Genomic DNA, 21655 nt, shown 5'->3' on the forward strand with positions numbered 1-21655 from the left:
TGAGCGCAGTGTCTTGCTGTCCTTGGAAAGTCGCGAAGATCCGTCACCAGGTGACCGGCAGCTCCTTGATCCCATGTACGAGGAACAACGCGTGGAACCGAACCTGGTCGAAGGGCATCGCCAGTCGCAGCTTCGGAAACCGGCGCAGCAGTGCCGGGAACGCGGTCCGCATCGCCAGCCGCGCCAGCGGCGCGCCGAGACAGTGGTGGATGCCGTGCCCGAAGGCCAGGTGCGGGACGGCAGGCCGGGTGAGGTCCAGCTCGTCCATGCCGTCGCCCAGGTTCGGATCGCGGTTGGCCGCAGGCAGCGAACAGACCAGGATGTCGCCGGCCGCGATCGGTTGGCCGCCGACGACGGTGTCCATGGTCGCCACCCTCGGCTGTATCGAGTGCACTATCGACAGGAAACGCAGCAGCTCCTCCACCGCCGGCTCGACGGCTTGGTCATTGTCGCGCATCAGAGCGAGCTGGTCGGGATGCCGCAGGAGAGCCAACGTCCCCAGCCCGAGCATGTTCGCGGTGGTTTCCTGACCGGCGATCAGCAGCAGGTTCCCGATGCCGACCAGCTCGCGGTCGCCGAGCCGGCTGCCGTGCTTGCGGACCAGCACCCCGAGCAGGCCGCCGCCCGGGTTCTGGCGGAGCCGGGCGACCAGCGTCGCCAGGTACGTGTCGATCCGCACGCCGGTGGCCGATCTGAGGTCAAGGTCGATCGAGGGATCCAGCAGCCGGTGGCTCTGCCGCTGGAAATCCTCCCGATCCTCGGGCGGCACGCCGAGCAGCTCGCAGATCACCGACGAGGCCACCGGCAGCCCGAACAGCCCCATCAGGTCCACCGGCGGCTCGGCCGTTTCCATCAGGTCCAGGTTGCCGGCCACGATTCGCTCGACCTGCGGCCGCAGTCGCCGCATCCGGCGGACGGTGAACTCCGCGGTCAGCACCCGCCGCAGGTCGTACGCGAGCAGGGAACCGGCCGCGTCGCCCTCGCCGCTGGACCGGCCGGCGACGGGCGGTTCACCGCCGTTGCTGAATCGGGCCGCATCGCGGAGCACCTCCCGCACCTCGTCGTACCGAGTGATCAGCCAGGCCTCGCCCAGCGGCAGTCGCACCCTGCTGACCGGTCGCTCGGCGCGCAGCCGGACAACCGCCGGATCGAGGTCGAAACTCGTTCGCCGGACGTGCACCGGCAGCCCTGTCGTCTCGGTCATCGCGACATCGACCCCCCGCCGAAGTATTTCTGGCTCATGCCCGCGTCGATCGGCAGATCGACCCCGGTGACATACCGCGACTCGTCGGAGGCCAGGTACAGCACCGCGTTCGCCACGTCCTCGACGTCGATCCACGGAACGGGCAGCAGGTTCAGCGACGCCATGGCTTCATGGACATCGGTGCCGGCCGGTTCGTCAGCGTCCGGACGGTAGAGCCGCGCGCGTTCGGGGTTGTCGACCATCGGCGTACGGACATTGGTGGGATGTACGGCGTTCACCCGAATCCGGTGCGCGGCCAGCTCGTTGGCCATCGTCCGAGCCAACCCGACCACACCGTGTTTTGCGGCAACGTAGTTGGCCACCCCCGGCATTCCGCGCAAAGCCGCGGTGGAGCCGGTGAGAATCACCGAACCACCCCGCCCGGTGTCGATGAGATGCGGTATCGCGACCTTCGCCGTATGCCACACACCGGTCAGGTTGATGTCGACCGTGTGCTGCCATTCCGCTTCGGTCAGCTGCCAACTCGGCCGGGACGGGCCGAGTATTCCGGCGTTGGCGACAACGACGTCCAGACCACCCAGCCTGGCCACCGCGTCCGCCAGGGCGGCGGCCAGCGCGTCACAGTCCCGGACGTCGACCTCGGCGGTCACCGCGCGACGGCCGGTTTTTTCCACGAGCCGGCCGGTTTCCCGGAGCTCCGCGGGGGTGGCCCCGGGATAGGAGGTGGTCGGGAGGCTGCCGGCGATGTCGACGGCGATGACGTCGGCCCCTTCGTACGCGAGGGCGACCGCCGCCGCACGACCCTGCCCGCGTGCCGCTCCGGTCACGAAAGCGATTTTTCCTCGTACTCTGCCGGTCAATTCAGCAATTCCCGTCCTCGTTCGTGCGACGCGGCGGTGGTCGCCGTGTCGATCGGTTACGCTGCTCGCAGCCCGCCTGATCACGGAGCCTCGTATGTCCACTGTGTCGGCTGGACCGGACTCGGTTGGAAAACTGCCTGGCCCGCCAGCAAAACCTGCCAGCCTGGCCGACTTTCGGCAGGCCTTCGAAGAACTGCGACCGCGCGCGGCCGACTACGTCGACGGAGCGGCGGGAGACGAGCACACCGCCGCCTGGAACACTTCTCGATATTCCGATTACCAGCTGCTGCCGCGGATCGGTGTCGACGTCGCCAACCTGGACACCCGGGTGGAGATTCTCGGCTCGGTCGTCGACTCGCCGATTTTCCTGGCTCCCACGGCCGGACATCGACTCTGCCATCCGGACGGGGAGGTGGCGACCGCCGAGGGTGCCGCCGCGGCGCGGGCACTGTGGGTCGTCAGCATCATGTCGCTGCATCCGGTCGCGGAGATCATCCCGCTGGCCGGAGCACCCACGTGGTTCCAGCTGTACGCGCAACGCGACCTCGACCGGACGGCCGAAATCGCGGCGGCCGCGCTGTGGGCCGGCGCGAAGGCAGTCGTCCTGACCATGGACGCTCCGGCGCGCAGCGTGTCGGATCGGCAGCGGCGCAGTGGCCTGTCGGTGCCGACGACCTGGCGGCCGCCGAATATTCCCCGCCCCTGTCTGGACAACTTCGATCCGACGGACGTGTACAGCCCGTACGTCAGTCCCTCGGTGACGTGGGATACGGTGCGCGAACTGGCCGCGGCGATCGACGGACCGATGCTGGTCAAAGGTGTCATACGAGCGGACGACGCGCGACGGGCCGTCGACGCCGGGGCGGCCGGGATCATCGTGTCGAATCACGGCGGCCGCCATCTGGACACCACGGTCGCGTCGATCGACGCTCTCGCTCCGGTGGTCGCGGCGGTGAACGGGCAGGTGCCGGTGCTGGTCGACGGCGGCGTGCGCAGAGGCGTCGACGTGGCCAAGGCGTTGATGCTCGGAGCCACCGCTGTCGGCATCGGGCGTCCCTATCTGTGGGGGCTCGCGACGGCCGGCGCCGACGGTGTCCGCGCGGTTCTGGACCTGCTCCGCCACGAACTCCGCGTCGCCATGGCTCTGGTCGGTGCGCCGACCGTACGGGATCTCACCGCTGAGCTGCTGCGCCTGCCGGCCGGCGAGTGTCGTCATGGGACGGCCTACTAGTCCAGTGCCCGACGGCGAAAGCCGAGAACGCCGGTGACTGTGAACAGCGCGATGAAGCCGACCAGTGCCAGCACCGAAACCCACACCGGAATGTGTGGCACGTCAGGCGACAGCGCGGCGCGCATGCCCTCGCTCGCGTACGTCAACGGGTTGCCGGCAGCGACGACCTGAAACCATGGCAGGCGGGACAGCTCGGGCCACGGGTACTGGGTGGATCCGGTGAACATCAACGGCACCATCACCAGGCCGAAGATGACGTTGATCTTGGCCGGAGGCACCAATGTGCCAAGTGTCAGGCCCACGACGGAGCCGGTGACCGCGGAGAGTACGAGCATCACCGCGACCAGGATCGTGCCCTCGACCGTCCACGGGACGAACCCCAACATCAACCAGCCGACCGGAAAGATGGTCGCCGCGGCGACCAGCGAGCGCAGGGTGGAGAACAGCACTTTCTCTGTTGCCACGGCGGACATCGGCAGTGGAGCGAGCAGCCGGTCTTCGATCTCCCTCGCCCACGAGAAGTCAATGACAAGGGGAAACGCGGTCGACTGCAAGGCTGTCATGAACGCGGTCAGCGTCACGATTCCCGGCATCAGCAGCCGCCCGTAGCCCGCATCGGTGTAGCCGAGGTCGCCGAGCACCTTGCCGAAGACGAAAAGCAGGAAAAGCGGCTGCAGGATCACCTGCGCGGCGAACGCGGCCCATTGCCGGCCATCCACGAAAACGTCTCGCCACAACAGCGCGAGGAATGCGCGTACGGCGGCAGTGAGCACGCTTGTGGTCTGCCTGTCCCCCTTCGTCGCGACCGCGGTCATCGCAGCCCTCGTCCGGTCAACGCGACGAAGACGTCCTCGAGGCTGGCCTCGCCCAGTCGCACGTCCAGGATCGCCGCCGAGCGGGATTGCAGTCGGGTCGCGAGCGGAGCCAGCAGCCGGGACGGATCGCTGTTGGCGTAAAGGCGTAGGCGCCAGAGTGTGTCGTCCGGATCGGCCAGCCGCTCGACCCTTTCCACACCGTCCACAGTGGACAGAGCCGCGACCAGTCCGTCGGCCGGCTCGTCGGTGCTGGGTCGTACGCCCAGCTCGATGGTCGCGCTGCCGGGCAGCGAACGGGTCAGGACCGCAGGATCGTCCATCGCCAGCAGCCTTCCGTTGTCCATGATGCCGACGCGGTCGGCCAGCTCGGACGCCTCGTCCATGTCATGCGTGGTCAACAGGACGGTCACGCCGGCGGCGCGCAGTTCGCGTACGCGGTCCCAGACGAACAGCCGTGCCTGCGGGTCCAGTCCAGCCGTCGGCTCGTCCAGAAACAGCACCTCGGGTGAATGCATGAGTGCACGGGCGATCATCAGCCGCTGAGACTGTCCACCGGAGAAGGTGTCGACCCGGTCGCGGCCTCGCCCGGCCAACCCGAACTGCTCGAGCAGCTGGTCGGCGCGCCGGTTGCGTTCGGACCGGCCGATGCCGTGATAGCTGGCGTGGAAGGTGAGATTTTGCCGCGCAGTCAGGGCCAGGTCGAGGTTTGGCCGCTGCGACACGACGGCCAGCCGCGCCCTGGCGCGCATCGGATCCGCGCGTACGTCCGCGCCAGCGACCCGTACCGTGCCGGACGTGGCGACGACACGCGTGGTGAGGACCCCGATCGTGGTGGTCTTTCCGGCTCCGTTCGGTCCGAGCAAGCCGAAGACCTCCGCTTCACGTACCGAAAAGGACAGGCCGTCGACGGCGTTGACCGATTGCCTCGGATATCGCTTGACCAGCGCCACGACCTCAACGGCCTGCCGTCGGTGCGGGTGGGCGAGGGGCGACGGATGTCCAGCCGGTTCGGCGACCACGGTCATGTGTCGACCGTCCCCGCCAGTCGCCGGTCGCCGACCAGCTCGGACAGCGGCCCGAGCCCGTTGACGGTTTCCTGCCTGGAAAGACCGAAATCGATCAGGCAGGCGACCTCGTCGACCCCGGTCCGTTCCAGCCGGCCGACGAACTCCCGGCACCGTTCGACCGAGCCGAACAGGGCGGCCCGCCGGAAGTAGCGGTCGAAAGCGAACTCGAGCAGCGTCAGTGGATCCGCGTCCGCGGCTGCCCTGACACGGCGCATTTCCTGGCCCCAGAGCGTGGTGGACGACCGCAGGTATTCCAGGAAGGCCGGCCGTACGGTCTCGCGCACGTGCGTGGTGGTCGGCCCGACGTGCGTGTGCAGCATCAGCGTGACCGTGCCGCCGTACGGGTCCAGGCCGCTGTCCTCGCGAGCCTGCCGGTAGGCCGCGATTTTCGTGCCCAGCTCATCCAGCGACATGAACAGCATGGCGGTGAGTACGTTGGCACCAGACGAACCGGCGCGGCGGAAGGTCCGGATCGACGAACTCGCGGTCAGCCAGATGCCCGGCAACCGCTGCACCGGTCGGGGAAACACCGTGACCTCGACCTGGTCGCCCTTTCCGTTCACTCGTGAGAGATGTTCGCCCCGCCACAGTCCGGTGAATTCCGCGATCATGTCCGGCAGCAGTGTGCGCCGGCGGGCGAACGCCGCCGGAGCCAACACGAAATCGTTGGCGTTCCAGCCCGCGGCGAACGCGAGATCGACGCGCCCACCCGAGATGTTGTCGACGACGGCCCAGTCTTCGGTGACCCGGAGGACATCGTTGAGCGGCAGAACCACGCTCCCCGCCCTGATCCGGATCCGCGAGGTCACCGCCGCGACCGCCGCGGCGGCCACCGCCGGGTTCGGATAAGCGCCGCCGAAGGCGTGAAAATGCCGCTCCGGCACCCAGAGCGCCTCGAAGCCGTTGCGGTCCGCGATCCGGGCCGATTCCAGCAGCAGGTCGTACTGCTCGGCGGCGCCGGCGGCGTCGCGGTTGGCGAAGTAGAGCAGGCTGAACCTCATCTGACCACCCGGTCTGGCGAGACCGCCGGTTTCCACCGCGATCCCAGTAATGCGGTCACCGCCGGCCGATCGGTCTTGCCGTTCTCCGTCATCGGAATCCGGTCCACCTCGATGATGCGGAACACCCCGGAAGGCAGCCCGAACCGGTGCTCCAGCCCCGAGCACGCGGACCGCAGCGCGCCTGCCTTGGTCGTCACCACGGCGATGACGACGTCGTCACGGCTTTCGACCGCCACCGTGAAGCCGTGATCGTGCAGTTCGGCCTCGATCTCGTCGAGATTGACGCGGCGGCCGCAGATCTTGTGCTGCCGGTCGGCCCGGCCAGCGAGATACAGCATGCCGTCTCGAAGACAGCCGACATCGCCGGTGCGCAACACCCCACGGAGCTCGTCACCGGCCGCGAGGTCCGTACGCTCCCAGGCGTATCCCAGCATGACGTTCGGTCCCCGGTAGACGACGCCGCCGACCGTCCCGTCCGGGAGCCGCTCACCGGCGTCGTTCTCGATCGTCAACACTCCGCCGGGAATGACCTGGCCGACCGAATCAAGCCGTCCTGCCGCGGCTTCCGCGCGCAGACAGGTGATGCGGGCGGTCGCCTCGGTCTGGCCGTACATCGACACGAACTCCGCACCGGCGTTTCGCATCGTCTGGTGGAAATACTCCCTGGTGTGGCGATCGAGCGGGCCGCCGGCATGCAGGAGCATCCGGAGGGCCGCCGACCCACTCGCCGTCCATTTCCTGGAACGAAGATTTCGCAGAGTCAGCGGAACCGCGCCAACGCAGCTGCCGGCCGCGTGCTCGACCTGCCACCAGAACTCCTCGCCGGTCGGACTCCGGCTTGTCACGGCGATGCTGCCGCCAACCGCGAAATGCGAATTGACAATGGAAAGGCCAAAACTGTAACCAAGGGGCAGTGAGGTCATGCCCCGGTCCGCGGCCGTCATGCCGAGCGCCGCGACGATCGCGAGAGCGTTGGACCGCAGCGCTCGGTAGGACAGACGTACCGTTCTCGCGGTCCCCAGTGACCCGGAGGTGCGTAGCAGCGCGGCCAGTTCGGGATGGATTCGCGGCGACTGGATTCCTCGGTGCGAACGAGCCACCCGGATACCGTCGACCGCTCCCGCGGGCCGGTATCCGGCCGCATCCACCGCGGCCGTCGGCGCGGCGCCACCGGAATGCAGCACCAGGTCGGGACGAAACTGGCCGAGTACGGTCTGCCATTCCCGTTCGGTGGCACCGTCCAGCGGCAGGACCGTGTGCCCTGCCCCGAGTGTGGCCAGATAGCAGGCGATTCCCGAGATCGACCGTGCCGCCTCGACGACGACGAGGAGCTTGTCTGGACCGTCGAAAAGCTCCTGCAGAACGGCGATCCGCCGACGCAGCTGCGAGTAGGTCACGCATTCGCCGCTGGTCGGGTCGATCACCGCCACGGTCTGCGGTGGCGGTGAGGCGAGGGCGAGAAAGTCCAGCATCGGGTCCAACTACCTCGCCGGGCCCAGGGTGACCGGCAGCTTCGCCAGCTGCCAGGCGCCGCGGACCGGGCCACGCCGCAGGTCCGCTGGCGGCACCGCCAGAGCGACCTCGGGATAGCGGCGCAACAGCGATCCGACCGCGATTTCGGCTTCGTGCCGGGCAAGCCCGGCGCCCGGGCAATAGTGGGGACCGTGCCCGAACCCCAACTGAGTGGCCCGGCCATGGCCCGGCTCGCGGGTGACGTCGAGCTGGTGGGGGCGGTCGAAGGCGCGCGGGTCGTAGTTGGCGCCGACCAGGACCGGCATCACGGCCTCGCCTTTCCGTACGAGAGTGTCGCCGAGACGGACATCCTCGGTGGCATAGCGCATGAATGCGGACAGCGTGGGGCCGCACCAGCGCATCAGCTCGTTCACCGCGTTGGGCAGCAGTCCCGGATCGCGACGAAGCGCGGCCAACTGCTCGGGATGGGTCAGCAGTGCGGCCGTTCCGTTCGCGATGAGGTGCGCGGTGGTTTCGTGGCCGGCGACGATCATGGTGAGAATGAGCATCACGATCTCGTCGCCGCCGAGTTCGTCGCTGTGGCCGCTGGAATGGCTGAGGCCGGAGACGAAGTCGTCTGCCGGCCGGCGGCGGCGCCGGGCGATCAGCTCCTGGAGATAGTCGACCGCGCCGCGTACGGCGTCGCCCATCTCCCGTCCGGTGGCGAGGATCGCTGCCCACCTGCGCATGGCCGGCCAGTCGGATTCCGGGATACCGATCAGTTCGCAGATGACCGTGATCGGCAGTGGATAGGCGAAATGGGCCAGCAGGTCGACCACGCCGTCCTGCGCACTGCCAGGCAAAGCGTCGAGGAGATTCCCGGTGATTTCTTCGATGCGTGGCTGCAGACGCAGGACCGTACGCGCGGTGAGTGCTCGCGAGACATGCTTGCGCAGCCTCGCGTGGTCGGCACCGTCGACATCGGACAGGTTCGGACCCAGAAACTTGAGATACTCCGCCGGCGTGCCACTGGCCCGGCGGATCAGCTCGAGCATGCTGGGGCCGTCGTTGCCCGGTATGTTGCGGACGTCGTTGACAAACCGCGGATCGCTCATGACCAGCGACACGTGCTCGTGGCGGGTTACGAGCCACAGTGGTGCCAGGCCGGGCAGCACGCCGCGGGTGAGCCCGGGGCGCTCCCGAATTCGTGAATATTCCCCGAACGGATCGCCGGCGAGTTTTTCGCTCGCCAAATCGACGGTGTCCACCAGGACCGGATCCGCCGGTTCCACACCGGTCATCTTGTGCCGACCTCCCAGCGATCACGGCGTCGACCGACCAGATAGAGATAGCCGTCGTCGTCCCGGCGCGCCAGGTCCCCGGTCCGAAGAATGTCAGTGCCTCCCGGATCGACGCACCGATTCCAGTAACCGGACATCGCTGCCGGCGAACGGATCCAGATCTCTCCGACCTCGTCGCCGCTGACGTCGGAACCGTCCTCGCCAACGATCCGTGATTCGACTCCGTCGACGATCCGGCCGCAGGACGCCAGAAGATGCGGACGGCGTACGGGATCGTGTTCTTTTCTTGTGAGGTGCGAGATCGGCGACATGTGCTCGGTCTGCCCGTAGATCTGGGTGAACACCGGACCGATGCGGCGTATCGCCTCCCGGATGCGCTCAGGGCGGATGGGCGCGGCACCGTAGACGATCGTTCGAAGCGACGTCAGGTCGTACGATTCCGGATCCGCCCGATCAAGTATCGCGCCGATCATCTCCGGGGTGAGGACAGCGAAGGAAATACGGTCGTGTTGGATGGCGCGCAGCCATGTGTCGGGATGGAAGTAGCGCTGCAGGAAAATCGTTCCTCCACGAAGCAACACGGGCAGCACCGCCGTACTCCCGCCAAGCACGATGGACGCGACCGCGAGATGACGCGGTTGCTCGGGAATGGCGTAGGGCGCGGTCGCGGTCTGCGCGAAGACCATCGCGCGATGCGACGTCAACACACCTTTGGGGGCCCCGGTCGTGCCTCCGGTGTAATGCAGCCAGGCGACGTCCTCTGCGGTCACGTTCGCGCGTGCGGCCGGATCCGGCGACGCGTTTTCCGACAGGGAAAGCAAATCATCGCCGGCCGAAGCGGGTCCCAGCGTGAGTACCGACCGCAGCGTTTCTGATCGTTCCAGCAGGATCGCGCCGATCCGGGCGAATAGCGGGTCGACGATCAGCACCCTCAAGCCGGCATCGCGTACGAACCACAGCAAGGTGTCCACCGGGTTTGCCGGGTGAAGTCCAGTGGTGCGCGCGCCACGGATCCACGCGGCGGCCTGCGCCAGCCAGAGTTCGGCCCGGTTCGGGCCGAGCATCCCGACCGGCGTGCCGTTCCCGATGCCGCGCTCGGCGAGTGCCGCAGCTGTCCGCAGGACGACATCCTTGGCTGCTCGATAGGAAAGAATTCGGCCGTCCTGCGCGAATGCCGCGCGATCGGGATTGCCGGAGAGAGCCCGCAGGATCAGATCCCCGTACGATTGTCGCGCGTCCGCCGGCGACAGCGACAACCCCGCCGGCCGAGCCGTGTCCGTGGTCACGACGATCAACTGCTCTTCCGGCCGATGAAGACGTAGTAGGGAACCGCGGAGCCGGGCAGGTATGGCAGGCGGGTCACCCGCTCCACCAACCGGATCTGTTCGAACCGATGCCGCAGATAGGGCAGGTGGTCGGCGGAGACAAAGACGTTGTCCCAGCTGAACCAGAACGGCCAGAGAAATCGCTGCAGGCGGGAATGCCGGCGCAGGCCGTCCTCGGGCCGCTTGCGGGACACGTGGAAATCGACGGCGCCGATCAGGCCGCCCGGTGGCAGGAGCGACCAGGCGTGGTCGATCGCCTGGAACCAATTGGGCACCATCGTCAGCGAATAGCAGAAAGTAATCGCGTCCGGCGGGCCGGCCGGCGGCAGGTAGGTGGTGAGGTCCGCACGCTCCGTACGCACAGTTTTCCAGCCGTTGTCGTCGATCCGCTGCCGGGCGACGCGTAGCAGGGGCTCGCACAGATCCACCACGGTAACCGAGTCGAGACGGGGCAGCCGGTCGGCGATAAAGGTCAGCGACGCGCCGGTTCCGCCTCCCATGTCCAGCAGCCGCCCGCCGTCCGCGACGTTGAGGCCGCGCATCATTTCCTCACGACCGGGCAGCAGCCGGCGCCGGAAATCATCGTAGTCGGCGGCCTGGCGATCGTAGAAAGCGTCGAGCCAGGCCGCGTGATCGGCAGTGGCTCGCGGCGGGCGGACGAGCCGGGCCAGAACGTGCATGTCAGCGACCAGCCCCACAGCTCAGCACTCCCCGGGCAACTGGGCGATGTGAAAACTGCCGTAGGTGTGTACGCGATCTCGGACGTGCAGCGCGCTGGCCGTCTCTTGGTCGTAACGCAGCACGTCGCCCAGCTCGACGGGACGGCCCCGCCAGTCCACCCGGAGATGCTGGAGAAAGTCCGCGTTCGGCGCCGCGCTGCGGAAGATGACGCGCGCGCCCGGCGCGGCCGCCAGCAAGGCTGTCCACTCCTCGGCCAGCGCGGAGCGGTCGTGCCATGCCATCCAGTCCATGTGGTCAAGCAGGGAGATCTTCGAAACCATGGGCGTGGCTCGCCGCAGACAGGCGGTGAGCGTGCCGGTGGTGACATGAAGGCGATCGATGAGTCCGGCCTTCAACCGCGCGAAGTTCACCCGCTTGAGGAATTCCGGACAGCAGTCCGTGCGATAGGAGCCTTCGAGGTAGAGTCGCCAGAAGTAGTTGGATGCGAACGACATCCGGGTGAGTACGGCTTCGGTCGCCCGGGTGAATGCCGTCAGTACGCTCCCATGCGTACGCACGACCTGCTGTCGTTGGGTTTGCGGCACGCCGACCAGCGCTAAGGTCCCCTGCTGGGAAAGCAAGGCACGCAAGGGCGCACTCAGCAACCGATCACGGACCTTCTCCTCGTACACCAACCGCTGGACGGTGAGGTCCGGCGCCGCGATGATCTGTTCGAGCCCGGAGCGCAACATACGGTCGTGCCGGACGATTCGAGCGATCAGCCAGGCGATGCTGCCCGTACCTCCGCGGTAGAAAAAGCTTCGCCGCGGCCGCCGTCCGGCGAAAAGGCGGATGTTGCGGTCCCAGAACCGACGGGCGTATTCAGGCAGGGCGCGTCGCATAAGATCGTGGTACAGGGCGACGGCGTTCGGTGACCGGCCACAGCCGAACATCTCGAAGAACGACTCGTAGTCCAGCTGGTGGATGCCGGCGACTTTGAGTTGCAGCAACGCGTTCTGGGCCGGGTTGACGTCCACGGCGGTGACCCGGCCGGCTCCGGCAAGCAGATAGTCCAGGCTGTTGCAGCCAGCGCTGGTGATGACGAGGGCGTGGTCGTCGGAGGTGAACTCCAGCGCGACGCGATCCAGTGCCGGGTCCTCCCAGCACGTGTTGTAAACCAGCCCGCGTCTGCCGAGCCGGTCAAGCACGCCCGCGGGCATTAGCATTCGTTGCTGCCTCGATCGCCGTCCGGTAGGGGAGTGGAATCGCACCTCGACGCTTCACCGCACGTGTGATCGCCGACCTTCACCCGCATGGATAGCACTGATCGCTTTCAAATCGCTTCCAAAATCGCTGTCCGCCCGAGCTGCTAGCGTCCCCGTTCGAGAAACGGTCGAGCGGGGGCCTGGAGCCGGCACGGCCGTACATCCACCAATCTCATAGAGCGCCAAAGTAGTTGTTGACTTGGTCGAGTTCATGGTGTTGATTCGACCTTGCCGTTTGCCCGCTCCTGCCGAATCAGCGCGGTTACCGTGGAAGGAAGGCGACGTTATGGACACCGAAACGCCCGTACAGACTGCTGTGGACGCACTCCAGGAGCTTCCGGCAACCGAGAGCGATGGCCTGTGGGAGAATTCGCTGTGCTGTATGACTTTTACCGTCCCGGGCTGTAACACGTCGATGATTTCCACCTGAACCTCGGGCCGTGCGTCCGCCGCGGTCACCTGTGTTGCCGCACATGCGGACGCCCGGGTCATCCGGTGGCTCACTGTCCTCGATCACAGTTTCGCGCGGTGTGTGGAAGGTCGGCGAGAGCCATCTCACCGACATGCTCGGCCGGCGCCACGACCAGATCGTCCTCACACCTCGTGCCGAGTTCGACAAGCAGTATCGCGAATGGCTGAAACGAAAACTCCCGTCCAGGCCGCGGGGGAGCGACAGCCCGTGAACATACTGAGAAATCGTCGCGATTCTCAGTATCACTCGGCGAAATGGCGCTGATCGAGATGACGACCCAGGCCGCGGACGGCGACGGCCGAGCCCGCCGAACGTACGGCGTAGTCGTGCTGTCAAGGAGAATCGGTTAGAACTGGATGCATTTCCCGTCGCACGGATAGGTCATCATCGTGCCGCAGCCGATCCCGGTGGGTGGGCAGTACTGGTCGCAATAGAGCGTCCCGCCACACCAGTTCGAGGCGGTCGAGCAGGTGCAGTCGTCGAGGATCGTCGCCTGCTCGGGCGCGCCGAGCCTGCCCACGAGCGCGTGCGCGCCGTCGTCGCCGTACGCGGCGATGGCGTTGGTGCGCAACCGGTCCAAGGTGGCGTGGTCGCGTTGGCTGAGCCGGTCGTCGAAGGCGATCGACAACGCGCGTTTAGCCTCGGCGAGTACGGCGCGTTGTGCCGCGTCCAGCTCGCGGTGCGCGGCCTCGTAGCGAGCGAGCTGCTCCGCCCACAGCTGCCGCCGCGTTTGTGGTGCCAGCGCTGAGAAAATCGCCTGCCGATGGGCCATCGGATAGGCGGTCACCTCGTCGTAGCTGGTCGGCAGGTTGGCGCGGTTGGCCGCGACCCACGCCCGCGCCTTGGCCCGCGCCGACTGCTGTGCGGCTGCCGCGGGAGTCGCCAGGCCACCGCTGAGGGCGAAGGCTCCGACCGCGGCAAGCGGTGCCAGCCGGAGGAACCGGCGACGATCCGGCACACGTACGGCGGCGGCGCCGGCCAGGCTGCGTAGCACTCGGGCCGAGCGCACCGGCCCGAGTCGAAGGGCCAGCCGGCGCGCCAGCGCGCGACCGGTCCAGGCGCGAACGTGCTCGCCGTCGACCGCGAGCAGGGTCGGAGCCCAGACGGCCGAGTCACCCAGCGCGCGTTGCCGCAGTTCGCCGATGCGACGGTCGGTGAGGCCGGCCAACGTCAGCCGGGAGCCAGCTGCCTCGCGTACCCGTATGGAGACCTCGGTGCACATCCCGCAGTCGTCGTCGTACGCGAGAATCCACTCCGTCATGACCGCATCCTTTCGTCGGTTTTGCCGCTGAAACCGCCTTATCGAAACACGTCAGGCTGTCACCCGGCTGTCACCCGACTGTCTGCCGAGATTGTTGGCCGCGCTGGTGTCGTCACTCAGTTCTGAGCCACCGGAATAAGGCGCGCTCACCCCACTGCCACACCGCGCCGGCCCGAAAGCGCGTTGACAGCAAGATGACAGGGCCGGTCGGTAGCGTCGCTTTCGGTGGGATGTCCGCCAAGAACAATGCGACTCTGGGAAAGGGGCGAGATGCGTCCCGTTGTACGTACGATGCTGCGCGCCGCCGCCACGACGGCCGTCGCCGGGTTGGTCAGCTTCGGTCTGTGGACCGCGCCGGCCGGGGCCGCGACGCAGCCCGCCGCTGGAACACACCGGTCGGTCGATGACATCGGCACAAACTGCTTCATCAATACCAACAATGTCAATTACCGGTCCGGCCCGGGCACGCAATATCCATCCTACGGTCAGGTCAACCGGGGCCAGGGTTTCTACACCTTCGGTATTCGGACAACTGGCTTTACGGCGACCTGTGGGGCGGCCGCAAGGGTGTCTGGATTTACGCGCCCTACTGCAGCAGCTGAGTCGAAAGGACGACATTCATGTTCATGAGCACGCTGATTCGTACGGCCACCGTCGTAGGCGTCGCGGCGGCCGCCGTCGGCACCGCGGCGACGGGTGTCTCCGCCGCCCCGGCGCCGGCGAAGGCGGCCGCGTTCACCTGTTTTGTCAACACCAACAACGTCAACTATCGCTCCGGCCCCGGCACGCAGTATCCGTCGTACGGCCAGGTCAACCGTGGCCAGGGTTTCGACGGGCGGCTTGAGGCGGCCGGCGGCTGGAGCTTGGGCAACCTGTGGGGTGGCCGGTCCGACGTGTGGATCTACACCCAATACCTGGACTGCTGACCACTGGGCCGGCGGTGGGACAGCGTCAAGGTCGGGTGAGCCGTCGGGTGAGTGCGGCGACGCCGGGGCCGCTGAGTGCTTGGAGGCCGGCCGTGCGTCCGGTTGCCACCAGGAGCAGGTCTGCCGTGTTGCCGCGCACCTCGTCCGGTCCGTCCGGGCGGGTCCAGTCGCCGTCGGTGGCGACGAGCGTCAACCCGGCGAAGCGCGCTGGTGCGTCATAGAACGGGTTGTCGGCGGCGAAGGCGAGCGCGGCGCGCGCCGGAGCGGCTGGCATGGGCCGGTGCCGGCCGAGCGGACGCGCGATGTCCTGGCCGTGGACGAGGATGTCGAGCAGTGGGTCCATCGCCGCGCTGCCTGGCATCCGGCGATCCGAGTCGGCCGTCTCTTCCAGTCGGTCGATCAGTGTCGTCGGGTCGTACGCGCGGGCCACACGCCGCGCGCGGTCGCGCGTCATCCGGTGGAAGTCGCCACGCGCGCGAAGCATGCCGGCGACCATGGCGAGGGTTCCGGTGCGTGTCGTCGTGGTGAGGTGGGCGACGACATCGCGTACGGTCCATCCCTCACACAGCGAGTGAGCCTCCCATTCGTCGGCGGACAGGTCGCGCAGAAACGCACCCAGGCTGCGGCGCTCGGCCGCCAGGTCAGACACGGTCGGTTCCGGCGGTGACGAGCCGGGCGCGCGGCCGGTGGCTCCAGGAGCCGGCAGGTGCGTCGCGGAGAAAGTCGGCGCGCAGCCGCTCCACATAGGCTTCACCCTTGTCCCGCGCCAGCGCGCGCAGCGGACCCACCGGACGTACGCGTCGAAGAAAGTCGCGGCGTCCGGGTGCGTCATTTCGAAGGAAAGATCGAATCCGCCGACCTCGTCTTCCCAGGCCTCGCGCTCTGCGGTCGGTCCGCGCCGACCAGACGCATCATGCGCGCGAACGGGCCGTCGGATTCGTTGACGTGCGGCCAAAATACGACCGAAAGCCGGCCACCTGCCGCAGCGCCGCCGTCCACGACCGCATCGCCCGCACCGGGTCCGGAAGCTGCTGCAGTCCGAAGACCGAGAGCACCGCCGCGCAACGCCCGCTCCAATGCGGGTCGATGGCCGACGCGTCGCCGTGCACGAGGGTGATCCCCGGCCGGTCGGCGATCCGCCGCTGGGCGACCCGCAGCATCCCAGCGGACAGGTCGATGCCGACCACCTCGCGGTCACCGAAGGCAGCCAGCAGGACGTCGAGCTCAGGGAAGGTGCCGCAGCACGGCACCAGGACCGGGCCGGGTGGCAGGTCGTCGCCGAGCGCGCGCACGCGGGCCGCCAGCCACGGGGCAAACCGGGGCACGAAATATCGCTCGTAGCCGTCGGCCGCGTCGTCCCAGCCGGCGGCCACTCGGCGCGAGGTAATGTCTACACTGTCCACATCGGTCATGTTCACACCGTACACATTGGGGTCGAGGCGAGGCAATGTCGGGTGCGTACCATCACGGCGACTTGCGGTCCGCGCTGGTCGAGGCTGGTCTGGCCGCGGCCAGAGAGGGCGGTGCGGGGGCGGTCAGCCTCCGCGAGATCACGCGTACGGTCGGGGTGACGCCCAACGCGGCTTATCGCCACTTCGCCGACCGGCAGGCGATCGTGCTCACCGTCGCGTTGGAGGCGCAACACCGGCTCGCCCGCGCCATTCGCGACCGGATGGACGCCGCGGCCGGCGCCGACGCGGCGGTGGCGCGGCTGCGCGCGTTCGCCCTGGCGTACGTCGACTTCGCCGTTGCCGAGCCGGGGTGGTTTGAGCTGGCCTGCCTGTCCCAGGACGCGCCGCCTGACCCGTCGACGCCGGCGCCGTACGAGCTGCTGCTCGCGGCGCTGGACGACGCGGTGGCCGCCGGTGCGCTGGCCGCCGACCGCCGGTCGAACGCGGAGTGGGTCTGCTGGACGGCCGCGCACGGCTTCGCGACGCTGGCGACCAGCGGACCCCTGCAGGGCCTGCGAGGCGAGCCGCTGAAGTCACTCGCCGCACATGTCGTGGAGACGACGATCCGCGGCCTCACCGCACCAGCGTAGGAATCAGGCGCAGGTTGCGTGCATGCCGTGGGCTCCGACTACATTCTGGCCAGCAGTTGCCGGGTGACCGTGGAGAGTCGCTCGGCGTCCGCGGGATCGAGTGTCCTGAGGGTGAGCGGCAGCGTCCTACCCCTATCCACCGCGGTCAACGGGGCAGCCGGTGGATGCTCGATGAACCCGTGGATCGGCTCGACCGATCGTTCGACCGTACGTGCCGCGACCGCGGCGGCGACACGGATCAGTGCGCGGGTGGGAGCAGGGAACGGCGTGAGGTCGCCACTTTTGGTGAATCCCGGGTGATAGAGCACGTAGTGAATCGGGGTCTCGGTTTGCTCGGCGTAGGTGGCGCCGAGCAGGTCGTTGGCGCGACCTGCCTGGAGCTGCGCGGCGACGGCGCTGTAGCCGCGCTCCAGCTGAAGGTCGTCCCAGTGGATCCTGCCCGCGGTGGCACCCACGCCGGCCACGTTGACGATCACCGGGCTCGCGCTTCGGGACAGCAGCGGTGCGAGCTCGTGACCGAGGAGATAGCGGCTGAGGTAGTAGAGCGCGAAGGTGCGCTCCAGCCCGTCCGCGGTCACGACGCGCCGCGGTGAAGGCCTGTTCGCAAACAGGCACAATGCGTCGACGGCTCCGTATCGGCTGGATATCTCGCGGATGGCGGCGCGCGTCTGGGCGATGCTGGACAGGTCGGCCCGGATGAACTCCAACCCATCGCCGGAGCCGATCAGGCGCGCGTCGGCGACCGTACGCCGGCCCTTGTCGGGATTGCTGCCGATCACGACAACCCGGTCGCCGCGGCCGACTCGGCTCAGCGCCAAGGCGCGTCCCATGCCGTCGGTGCCGCCGCTGATGACGACGACGCGGCCCGAGCTCGCTGCGGTCACGACGGAGTCCTTCCGGTGGTTGCTGGTAGTTGGTGGCGTACTGGCATCATCGGTAACGGAGGATGGTTGAGGAAGGAGGCAGTTTCATGTCCGGTACGAACATCGTTGTTCCCTCCATCGTGGACGTGGAGCTGCCGAGCCCGGTGCCGGTCGAGGAATACGAGCAGTGCGCGGTCACCGACGTGCTCCGCCGCGTCGGCGACAAGTGGTCCATCCTGGTCATCGTGCTGCTCGGCAGGCGTCGCTTCCGCTTCAGCGAGCTGCATCGGGAGATCGAGACGATCAGCCAGCGGATGTTGACCCGTACGCTGCGCGGCCTGGCGCACGACGGCCTGGTCCACCGCGAGGTGTTCCCGACGAAACCGCCGAGCGTCGAATACCGCCTCACCCCGCTCGGGGAGTCGCTGCTCGGGCCGCTGTCCACCCTCGCCGACTGGGCTGTCGAGCATCAACCTCAGATCGCGGCGGCTCGCGCGCGACCCGACGCCACCGTCGAGGACTCTACGAAGTAGGCCACTTGTTGTAGTGCCGCCCGCGAGCCGGGCAACGCCGGTCGTTGTTGTCAACGCCATGCCCGGACGGAACACCCGAGCGCGCTGCACCCGGCGACGGGTCTTCCAACAGCTGCTGCGTCGTTTCGCTTGCAGCTTCCCGTACGCCTTTTGATGGTCGATCGCCTTCACGATATTCAACACACGCGCGGCGGACTTGCGGCTCCGCCGACAAAACCACGCCATCAAACAGGTTTGTGGACAAGCGTTTTCGCTCAGGCGGGCGGAACCCCCCACCTCGGCGAGGGTTGGTGATGTCTGTGCACCGTGATCGACATTGCCAAACGAGGCGAGCCGGCATGTGCGGCTCGCCTCGTTGGCGTTCGTTCTATTTCGCTACGCGGCTCGCGTTTTGTGACCCCTCAGGATGCCGAGGCCGATGAATCCGACCCAGACCAGGGTGATCAGTCCGACGAGCGCGTCCGCACCCCAGCCGTTGACGGCGTAGAAGTTCGCAGCGTTCATGCCGAAGTAGAGCGACGGTATGGCGAGCAGATTGATCACGGCGAGGACGACGCTGCCGCCGATGGTCCAAGCCGGGACGATGGGGGCGTTCACCGGCCGGCTCACGGCTTTGGCGAATCCGAGGAAGAACATGGCGACCCACAGGTGGGCGATCGGACCGTGTGCGAGCGCCATGGCCGCGGCCAGTGGACCGTCAGTCGTGGGGTCCATCGATTTTCCCGGAAAGGCAAGTGGCGTGCCGACCTCCAGTGACGTGGCGAACAGGATGACCGCGACATAGGTGAACAGCGACACGATCGAGAGTTGCCCGGCCAGGCTGCGTTCCCCGTTGGGGCCGGTCGGCAGCAGCCGGGCCACGCCGATGCCGAAGAAGGTCAATGCGGCCATGATGCCCAGCGTCAGCAGACCACGTGTGAGGACGTTCGATTCCGGCGGCGGCCCGGAGTAGACGAAATACAGCGCCACCATCAGCACGGATACACCGCCGACTGCGACGCCGGCCCAGCCGGCGGCGCGACGGGTTGCTGTTTCGGACGCACCAACAGGTCGGGTGACTGCGGTGCCGGGGGTGATCGTGGTCGAGTTCACAGTGACTCCTTGCTCTGGGCGGTCTGATGAGCGGACTGGGAGGTTTGCGACCAGCACGTACGAACGTGGTCGGTCGCGTACAACGCGGCGTTGGCGGCGAGTGCTCCCGCTGCTGTCAGGAGCCACCAGGGGCTGTCCAGATGGACATTGGTGATGCCGATGATCAGCCACACGATGACCTGCACGACCGTGGCGAATGCGGCGATCATCGTGACGGCGAACCGGATCCGGGTCGTGGAGCCCGGCTGGGCCTGCGCTAATCCGAGCAGTGCGTTCAGGCGATTTCGTGTCGTGTTCATGCCGTTAACGATGCTGGTTTGCACCCGGTCGCGGCGTCTGTCTCTCGGGCGTACCGGGTGCTCGAACGGCCAGCGCCGACTACGACTTTCGTTGACGGCCATTCCGGCCATCCCCTCTACGCTGGCACGGTGCAGCTTCATGTGATCGACTCGCGCCAGGACTGGCGGTCGTGGCAATCGCGCGGCCGCCAGGCGCTTCAGGTGCTCGCCGCCTTCGCCGGCGGCCTCGCGATGTTGTTCCTCGTGCTCGAGCAGCGTCCCGGCGGATGGTGGCGCATCATCGACATCGCGGTCGGAGCGCTCGCGTGCATCGCGTTACTGTTCCGTCGCCGCGCACCAATCACCATCGGACTGATACTCGCCGTCGCCGCCGCGTTCTGCGCCACCGCCGGTGTGGCCAACTACGTGGCGCTGTTCGCCGTGGCACGGCACCGGCGCCTGGAGCAGGCCATCATGGTCGCTCTGGTCGATATCGTCGGATCACTGGGTTTCTGGCTCCTCTATCCCGCCAACTCCGCGCTCAGCCTGACCATCGTCGTCAACACCGCCATCGCTCTCGCGGTCGTCGCGTGGGGTGCGTTGCAGAAGACCCAGCAGGACCTGGTCGTCGTCTACCGGGATCGGGCGGCACGGATCGTACGCGAACGGGAGTTGCGTGCCGAGCAGATCCAGATGGCCGAACGCGCGCGGATCGCCCGTGACATGCATGACTCGGTCGCGCACTACATCTCGTTGATCGCCCTGTACGCCGGTGGCCTCGAGGTCGCAGGAGAGAACGCGAAAAACGTCAGTCACACCGCTGCGACCATCCGTACGACCGCGACCAGCGCCCTCAGCGAGTTGCGTACGGTCATCGGCATGCTGCGCGACGGGACCCTCGTCGTGCCGGAAGAGACCAGTCGGCAGCGGACCGTCGAGAACCTCGTCGACCAAGCCCGCCAGGCAGGACAAATCGTCGTCGCCCATCTGGACAGGGGAGTCGTGCAGGAGAAGACCGCGGCAACCGACGAGGTCTACCGGATCGTCCAGGAGGGGCTGACCAACGCGCGCAAGCACGCACCCGGTGCGATGGTGACCGTCAACGTCCACCTTGACGAGGCGGATGTGGTCATCGCCATCTCCAACCCCGTCGGCGACAGTGCTGCCATCCTGCCCGGCAGTGGTGCCGGCCTCGTCGGACTCGCCGAACGGGTCAGCGCCATCGGCGGTGTCCTCGAACACGAGATCATCGACCACGGAGACGGCAAGATCGAGTTCCGGCTGCAGGGAAGGGTGCCCGCCTGATGTCCGCCACGACTTCTGTCCTCGTCGTCGACGATGACGCGATGGTACGCGCCGGGCTGTCGATGGTCCTGTCGGCGGACTCCACGATCGCCATCGTCGCCGAGGCGTCCAGCGGTGCCGAGGCGGTCGCCGCCGCGACGCGCCATCGACCCGATGTCGTGCTGATGGATCTCCAGATGCCGGAGATGGACGGTGTCGAGGCGACCAGGCGGATCCACGCGGTGGTTCCCTCATCGGCGATTCTCATGCTCACGACGTTCCACCTGGACACACACGTCCTCGATGCCCTACGGGCCGGAGCCAGTGGCTATCTGCTGAAAGACGTCGCGCCGCAGGAGCTCTGCCACGCCATCCATCTGGCGGCCGCGGGCGAATCAGCGTTCTCCGCGACGATCACCCGGCAGCTCGTAGCGCGGCAAACCCAAGCCGACAGCGACAACGACAGCTCGACGGCCGTACGCACCCTGACCGTGCTCACCGAGCGGGAGCGTGCCGTCGCCGAGGCGGTCGCCGAAGGTGCCTCCAACGCCACCATCGCCAAGGCGCTCTTCATGAGCGAAGGCACCGTCAAGACCCACATCTCCCGCGCGCTGACCAAGACCGGGCTGGACAACCGGGTCCAACTGGCGATCCTGGTCTTCCAGGCCGGTCAAAACCGCTGACCCGGCTGTCGAGCCGGGTGCTGACCTGGCCGTCGCGTACG

At 67.6% G+C, this 21655-nt stretch carries 24 protein-coding genes; 8 read left to right on the forward strand and 16 right to left on the reverse strand.

What is annotated here, in order from left to right:
* Nucleotides 1-43: 43 nt before the first annotated feature.
* Both GNX95_RS01520 and GNX95_RS01525 read right to left on the reverse strand, forming a co-directional pair.
* Nucleotides 44-1204 carry a cytochrome P450 gene (locus tag GNX95_RS01520; protein WP_163505190.1) on the reverse strand — a complete coding sequence of 387 codons (1161 nt, stop codon included), beginning with the start codon at nucleotides 1202-1204 and terminating at the stop codon, nucleotides 44-46.
* Nucleotides 1201-2073 (reverse strand): mycofactocin-coupled SDR family oxidoreductase, encoded by an 873-nt coding sequence (locus GNX95_RS01525; protein WP_425483886.1) that lies wholly within the window; start codon nucleotides 2071-2073, stop codon nucleotides 1201-1203. Before GNX95_RS01525 ends, GNX95_RS01520 begins: the two co-directional genes overlap by 4 nt.
* 85 nt (nucleotides 2074-2158) lie before the next feature.
* Between GNX95_RS01525 and GNX95_RS01530 the strand changes: the two genes are divergently transcribed.
* Entirely contained in the window at nucleotides 2159-3295 is a 1137-nt protein-coding gene (locus tag GNX95_RS01530) for an alpha-hydroxy acid oxidase (RefSeq protein ID WP_163505193.1), read from the forward strand.
* On the opposite strand, the gene GNX95_RS01535 is transcribed toward GNX95_RS01530, so the two are convergent.
* The 8 genes from GNX95_RS01535 to GNX95_RS01570 are packed head-to-tail and all read right to left on the reverse strand — an operon-like array spanning nucleotide 3292 to nucleotide 12124.
* Entirely contained in the window at nucleotides 3292-4110 is an 819-nt protein-coding gene (locus GNX95_RS01535) for an ABC transporter permease (protein WP_163505194.1), read from the reverse strand. The two genes, GNX95_RS01530 and GNX95_RS01535, sit on opposite strands and share 4 nt — an antisense overlap.
* On the reverse strand, nucleotides 4107-5135 hold the full coding sequence (locus tag GNX95_RS01540) for an ABC transporter ATP-binding protein (RefSeq protein ID WP_163505197.1): 1029 nt from the start codon (nucleotides 5133-5135) through the stop codon (nucleotides 4107-4109). The genes GNX95_RS01535 and GNX95_RS01540 overlap by 4 nt, the downstream gene beginning before the upstream one ends.
* On the reverse strand, nucleotides 5132-6178 hold the full coding sequence (locus GNX95_RS01545; RefSeq protein ID WP_163505199.1) for a MupA/Atu3671 family FMN-dependent luciferase-like monooxygenase: 1047 nt from the start codon (nucleotides 6176-6178) through the stop codon (nucleotides 5132-5134). Before GNX95_RS01545 ends, GNX95_RS01540 begins: the two co-directional genes overlap by 4 nt.
* Nucleotides 6175-7650, reverse strand: a complete 1476-nt coding sequence (locus GNX95_RS01550; RefSeq protein ID WP_163505201.1) for an AMP-binding protein — start codon at nucleotides 7648-7650, stop codon at nucleotides 6175-6177. Before GNX95_RS01550 ends, GNX95_RS01545 begins: the two co-directional genes overlap by 4 nt.
* 9 nt (nucleotides 7651-7659) lie before the next feature.
* Nucleotides 7660-8931: a cytochrome P450 family protein gene (locus GNX95_RS01555; protein ID WP_163505204.1), complete on the reverse strand. Its 1272-nt coding sequence runs from the start codon at nucleotides 8929-8931 to the stop codon at nucleotides 7660-7662.
* A complete protein-coding gene (locus GNX95_RS01560) occupies nucleotides 8928-10217 on the reverse strand; it encodes an AMP-binding protein (protein ID WP_246281610.1) in 1290 nt (429 codons plus the stop codon). The genes GNX95_RS01555 and GNX95_RS01560 overlap by 4 nt, the downstream gene beginning before the upstream one ends.
* 5 nt (nucleotides 10218-10222) lie before the next feature.
* Nucleotides 10223-10936: a class I SAM-dependent methyltransferase gene (locus GNX95_RS01565; RefSeq protein WP_163505208.1), complete on the reverse strand. Its 714-nt coding sequence runs from the start codon at nucleotides 10934-10936 to the stop codon at nucleotides 10223-10225.
* 21 nt (nucleotides 10937-10957) lie between these two features.
* Nucleotides 10958-12124: a BtaA family protein gene (locus tag GNX95_RS01570; RefSeq protein WP_163505210.1), complete on the reverse strand. Its 1167-nt coding sequence runs from the start codon at nucleotides 12122-12124 to the stop codon at nucleotides 10958-10960.
* A gap of 343 nt (nucleotides 12125-12467) precedes the next feature.
* Here GNX95_RS01570 and GNX95_RS44140 point away from each other — a divergent pair, with 343 nt between their 5' ends.
* Both GNX95_RS44140 and GNX95_RS01575 read left to right on the forward strand, forming a co-directional pair.
* On the forward strand, nucleotides 12468-12611 hold the full coding sequence (locus GNX95_RS44140; protein WP_222853325.1) for an ALQxL family class IV lanthipeptide: 144 nt from the start codon (nucleotides 12468-12470) through the stop codon (nucleotides 12609-12611).
* A 43-nt stretch (nucleotides 12612-12654) separates the two neighbouring features.
* A complete protein-coding gene (locus GNX95_RS01575; protein ID WP_163505212.1) occupies nucleotides 12655-12864 on the forward strand; it encodes a hypothetical protein in 210 nt (69 codons plus the stop codon).
* A gap of 135 nt (nucleotides 12865-12999) precedes the next feature.
* On the opposite strand, the gene GNX95_RS01580 is transcribed toward GNX95_RS01575, so the two are convergent.
* Entirely contained in the window at nucleotides 13000-13914 is a 915-nt protein-coding gene (locus GNX95_RS01580; protein ID WP_163505214.1) for a bacteriocin fulvocin C-related protein, read from the reverse strand.
* Nucleotides 13915-14540: 626 nt separating this feature from the next.
* Here GNX95_RS01580 and GNX95_RS01585 point away from each other — a divergent pair.
* On the forward strand, nucleotides 14541-14840 hold the full coding sequence (locus GNX95_RS01585) for an SH3 domain-containing protein (RefSeq protein WP_222853326.1): 300 nt from the start codon (nucleotides 14541-14543) through the stop codon (nucleotides 14838-14840).
* A gap of 25 nt (nucleotides 14841-14865) precedes the next feature.
* Here GNX95_RS01585 and GNX95_RS01590 read toward each other — a convergent pair whose 3' ends face one another.
* A complete protein-coding gene (locus GNX95_RS01590) occupies nucleotides 14866-15672 on the reverse strand; it encodes a maleylpyruvate isomerase family mycothiol-dependent enzyme (protein WP_222853327.1) in 807 nt (268 codons plus the stop codon).
* Between the two features lie 79 nt (nucleotides 15673-15751).
* Nucleotides 15752-16252 carry a class I SAM-dependent methyltransferase gene (locus GNX95_RS42370; RefSeq protein WP_222853328.1) on the reverse strand — a complete coding sequence of 167 codons (501 nt, stop codon included), beginning with the start codon at nucleotides 16250-16252 and terminating at the stop codon, nucleotides 15752-15754.
* Nucleotides 16253-16287: 35 nt separating this feature from the next.
* On the opposite strand from GNX95_RS42370, the gene GNX95_RS01600 reads away from it, so the two are divergent.
* Nucleotides 16288-16881 carry a TetR/AcrR family transcriptional regulator gene (locus GNX95_RS01600; protein ID WP_163505220.1) on the forward strand — a complete coding sequence of 198 codons (594 nt, stop codon included), beginning with the start codon at nucleotides 16288-16290 and terminating at the stop codon, nucleotides 16879-16881.
* A gap of 38 nt (nucleotides 16882-16919) precedes the next feature.
* Here the strand turns inward: GNX95_RS01600 and GNX95_RS01605 are convergent, their stop codons facing one another.
* Nucleotides 16920-17765, reverse strand: a complete 846-nt coding sequence (locus GNX95_RS01605; RefSeq protein ID WP_246281482.1) for an SDR family NAD(P)-dependent oxidoreductase — start codon at nucleotides 17763-17765, stop codon at nucleotides 16920-16922.
* 86 nt (nucleotides 17766-17851) lie between these two features.
* Here GNX95_RS01605 and GNX95_RS01610 point away from each other — a divergent pair, with 86 nt between their 5' ends.
* A complete protein-coding gene (locus GNX95_RS01610; protein ID WP_163505223.1) occupies nucleotides 17852-18277 on the forward strand; it encodes a winged helix-turn-helix transcriptional regulator in 426 nt (141 codons plus the stop codon).
* 375 nt (nucleotides 18278-18652) lie between these two features.
* Here GNX95_RS01610 and GNX95_RS01615 read toward each other — a convergent pair whose 3' ends face one another.
* Nucleotides 18653-19369, reverse strand: a complete 717-nt coding sequence (locus GNX95_RS01615; protein WP_246281483.1) for a hypothetical protein — start codon at nucleotides 19367-19369, stop codon at nucleotides 18653-18655.
* Nucleotides 19366-19809 carry a hypothetical protein gene (locus GNX95_RS01620; RefSeq protein ID WP_163505225.1) on the reverse strand — a complete coding sequence of 148 codons (444 nt, stop codon included), beginning with the start codon at nucleotides 19807-19809 and terminating at the stop codon, nucleotides 19366-19368. Before GNX95_RS01620 ends, GNX95_RS01615 begins: the two co-directional genes overlap by 4 nt.
* Here GNX95_RS01620 and GNX95_RS01625 point away from each other — a divergent pair.
* A complete protein-coding gene (locus tag GNX95_RS01625; protein WP_246281484.1) occupies nucleotides 19798-20952 on the forward strand; it encodes a sensor histidine kinase in 1155 nt (384 codons plus the stop codon). The genes GNX95_RS01620 and GNX95_RS01625 overlap by 12 nt on opposite strands.
* Nucleotides 20952-21614 carry a response regulator gene (locus GNX95_RS01630; RefSeq protein ID WP_163505226.1) on the forward strand — a complete coding sequence of 221 codons (663 nt, stop codon included), beginning with the start codon at nucleotides 20952-20954 and terminating at the stop codon, nucleotides 21612-21614. Before GNX95_RS01625 ends, GNX95_RS01630 begins: the two co-directional genes overlap by 1 nt.
* The last annotated feature ends 41 nt before the right edge of the window (nucleotides 21615-21655 follow it).

This window comes from Fodinicola acaciae, from assembly GCF_010993745.1.
Lineage (GTDB): Bacteria > Actinomycetota > Actinomycetes > Mycobacteriales > HKI-0501 > Fodinicola > Fodinicola acaciae.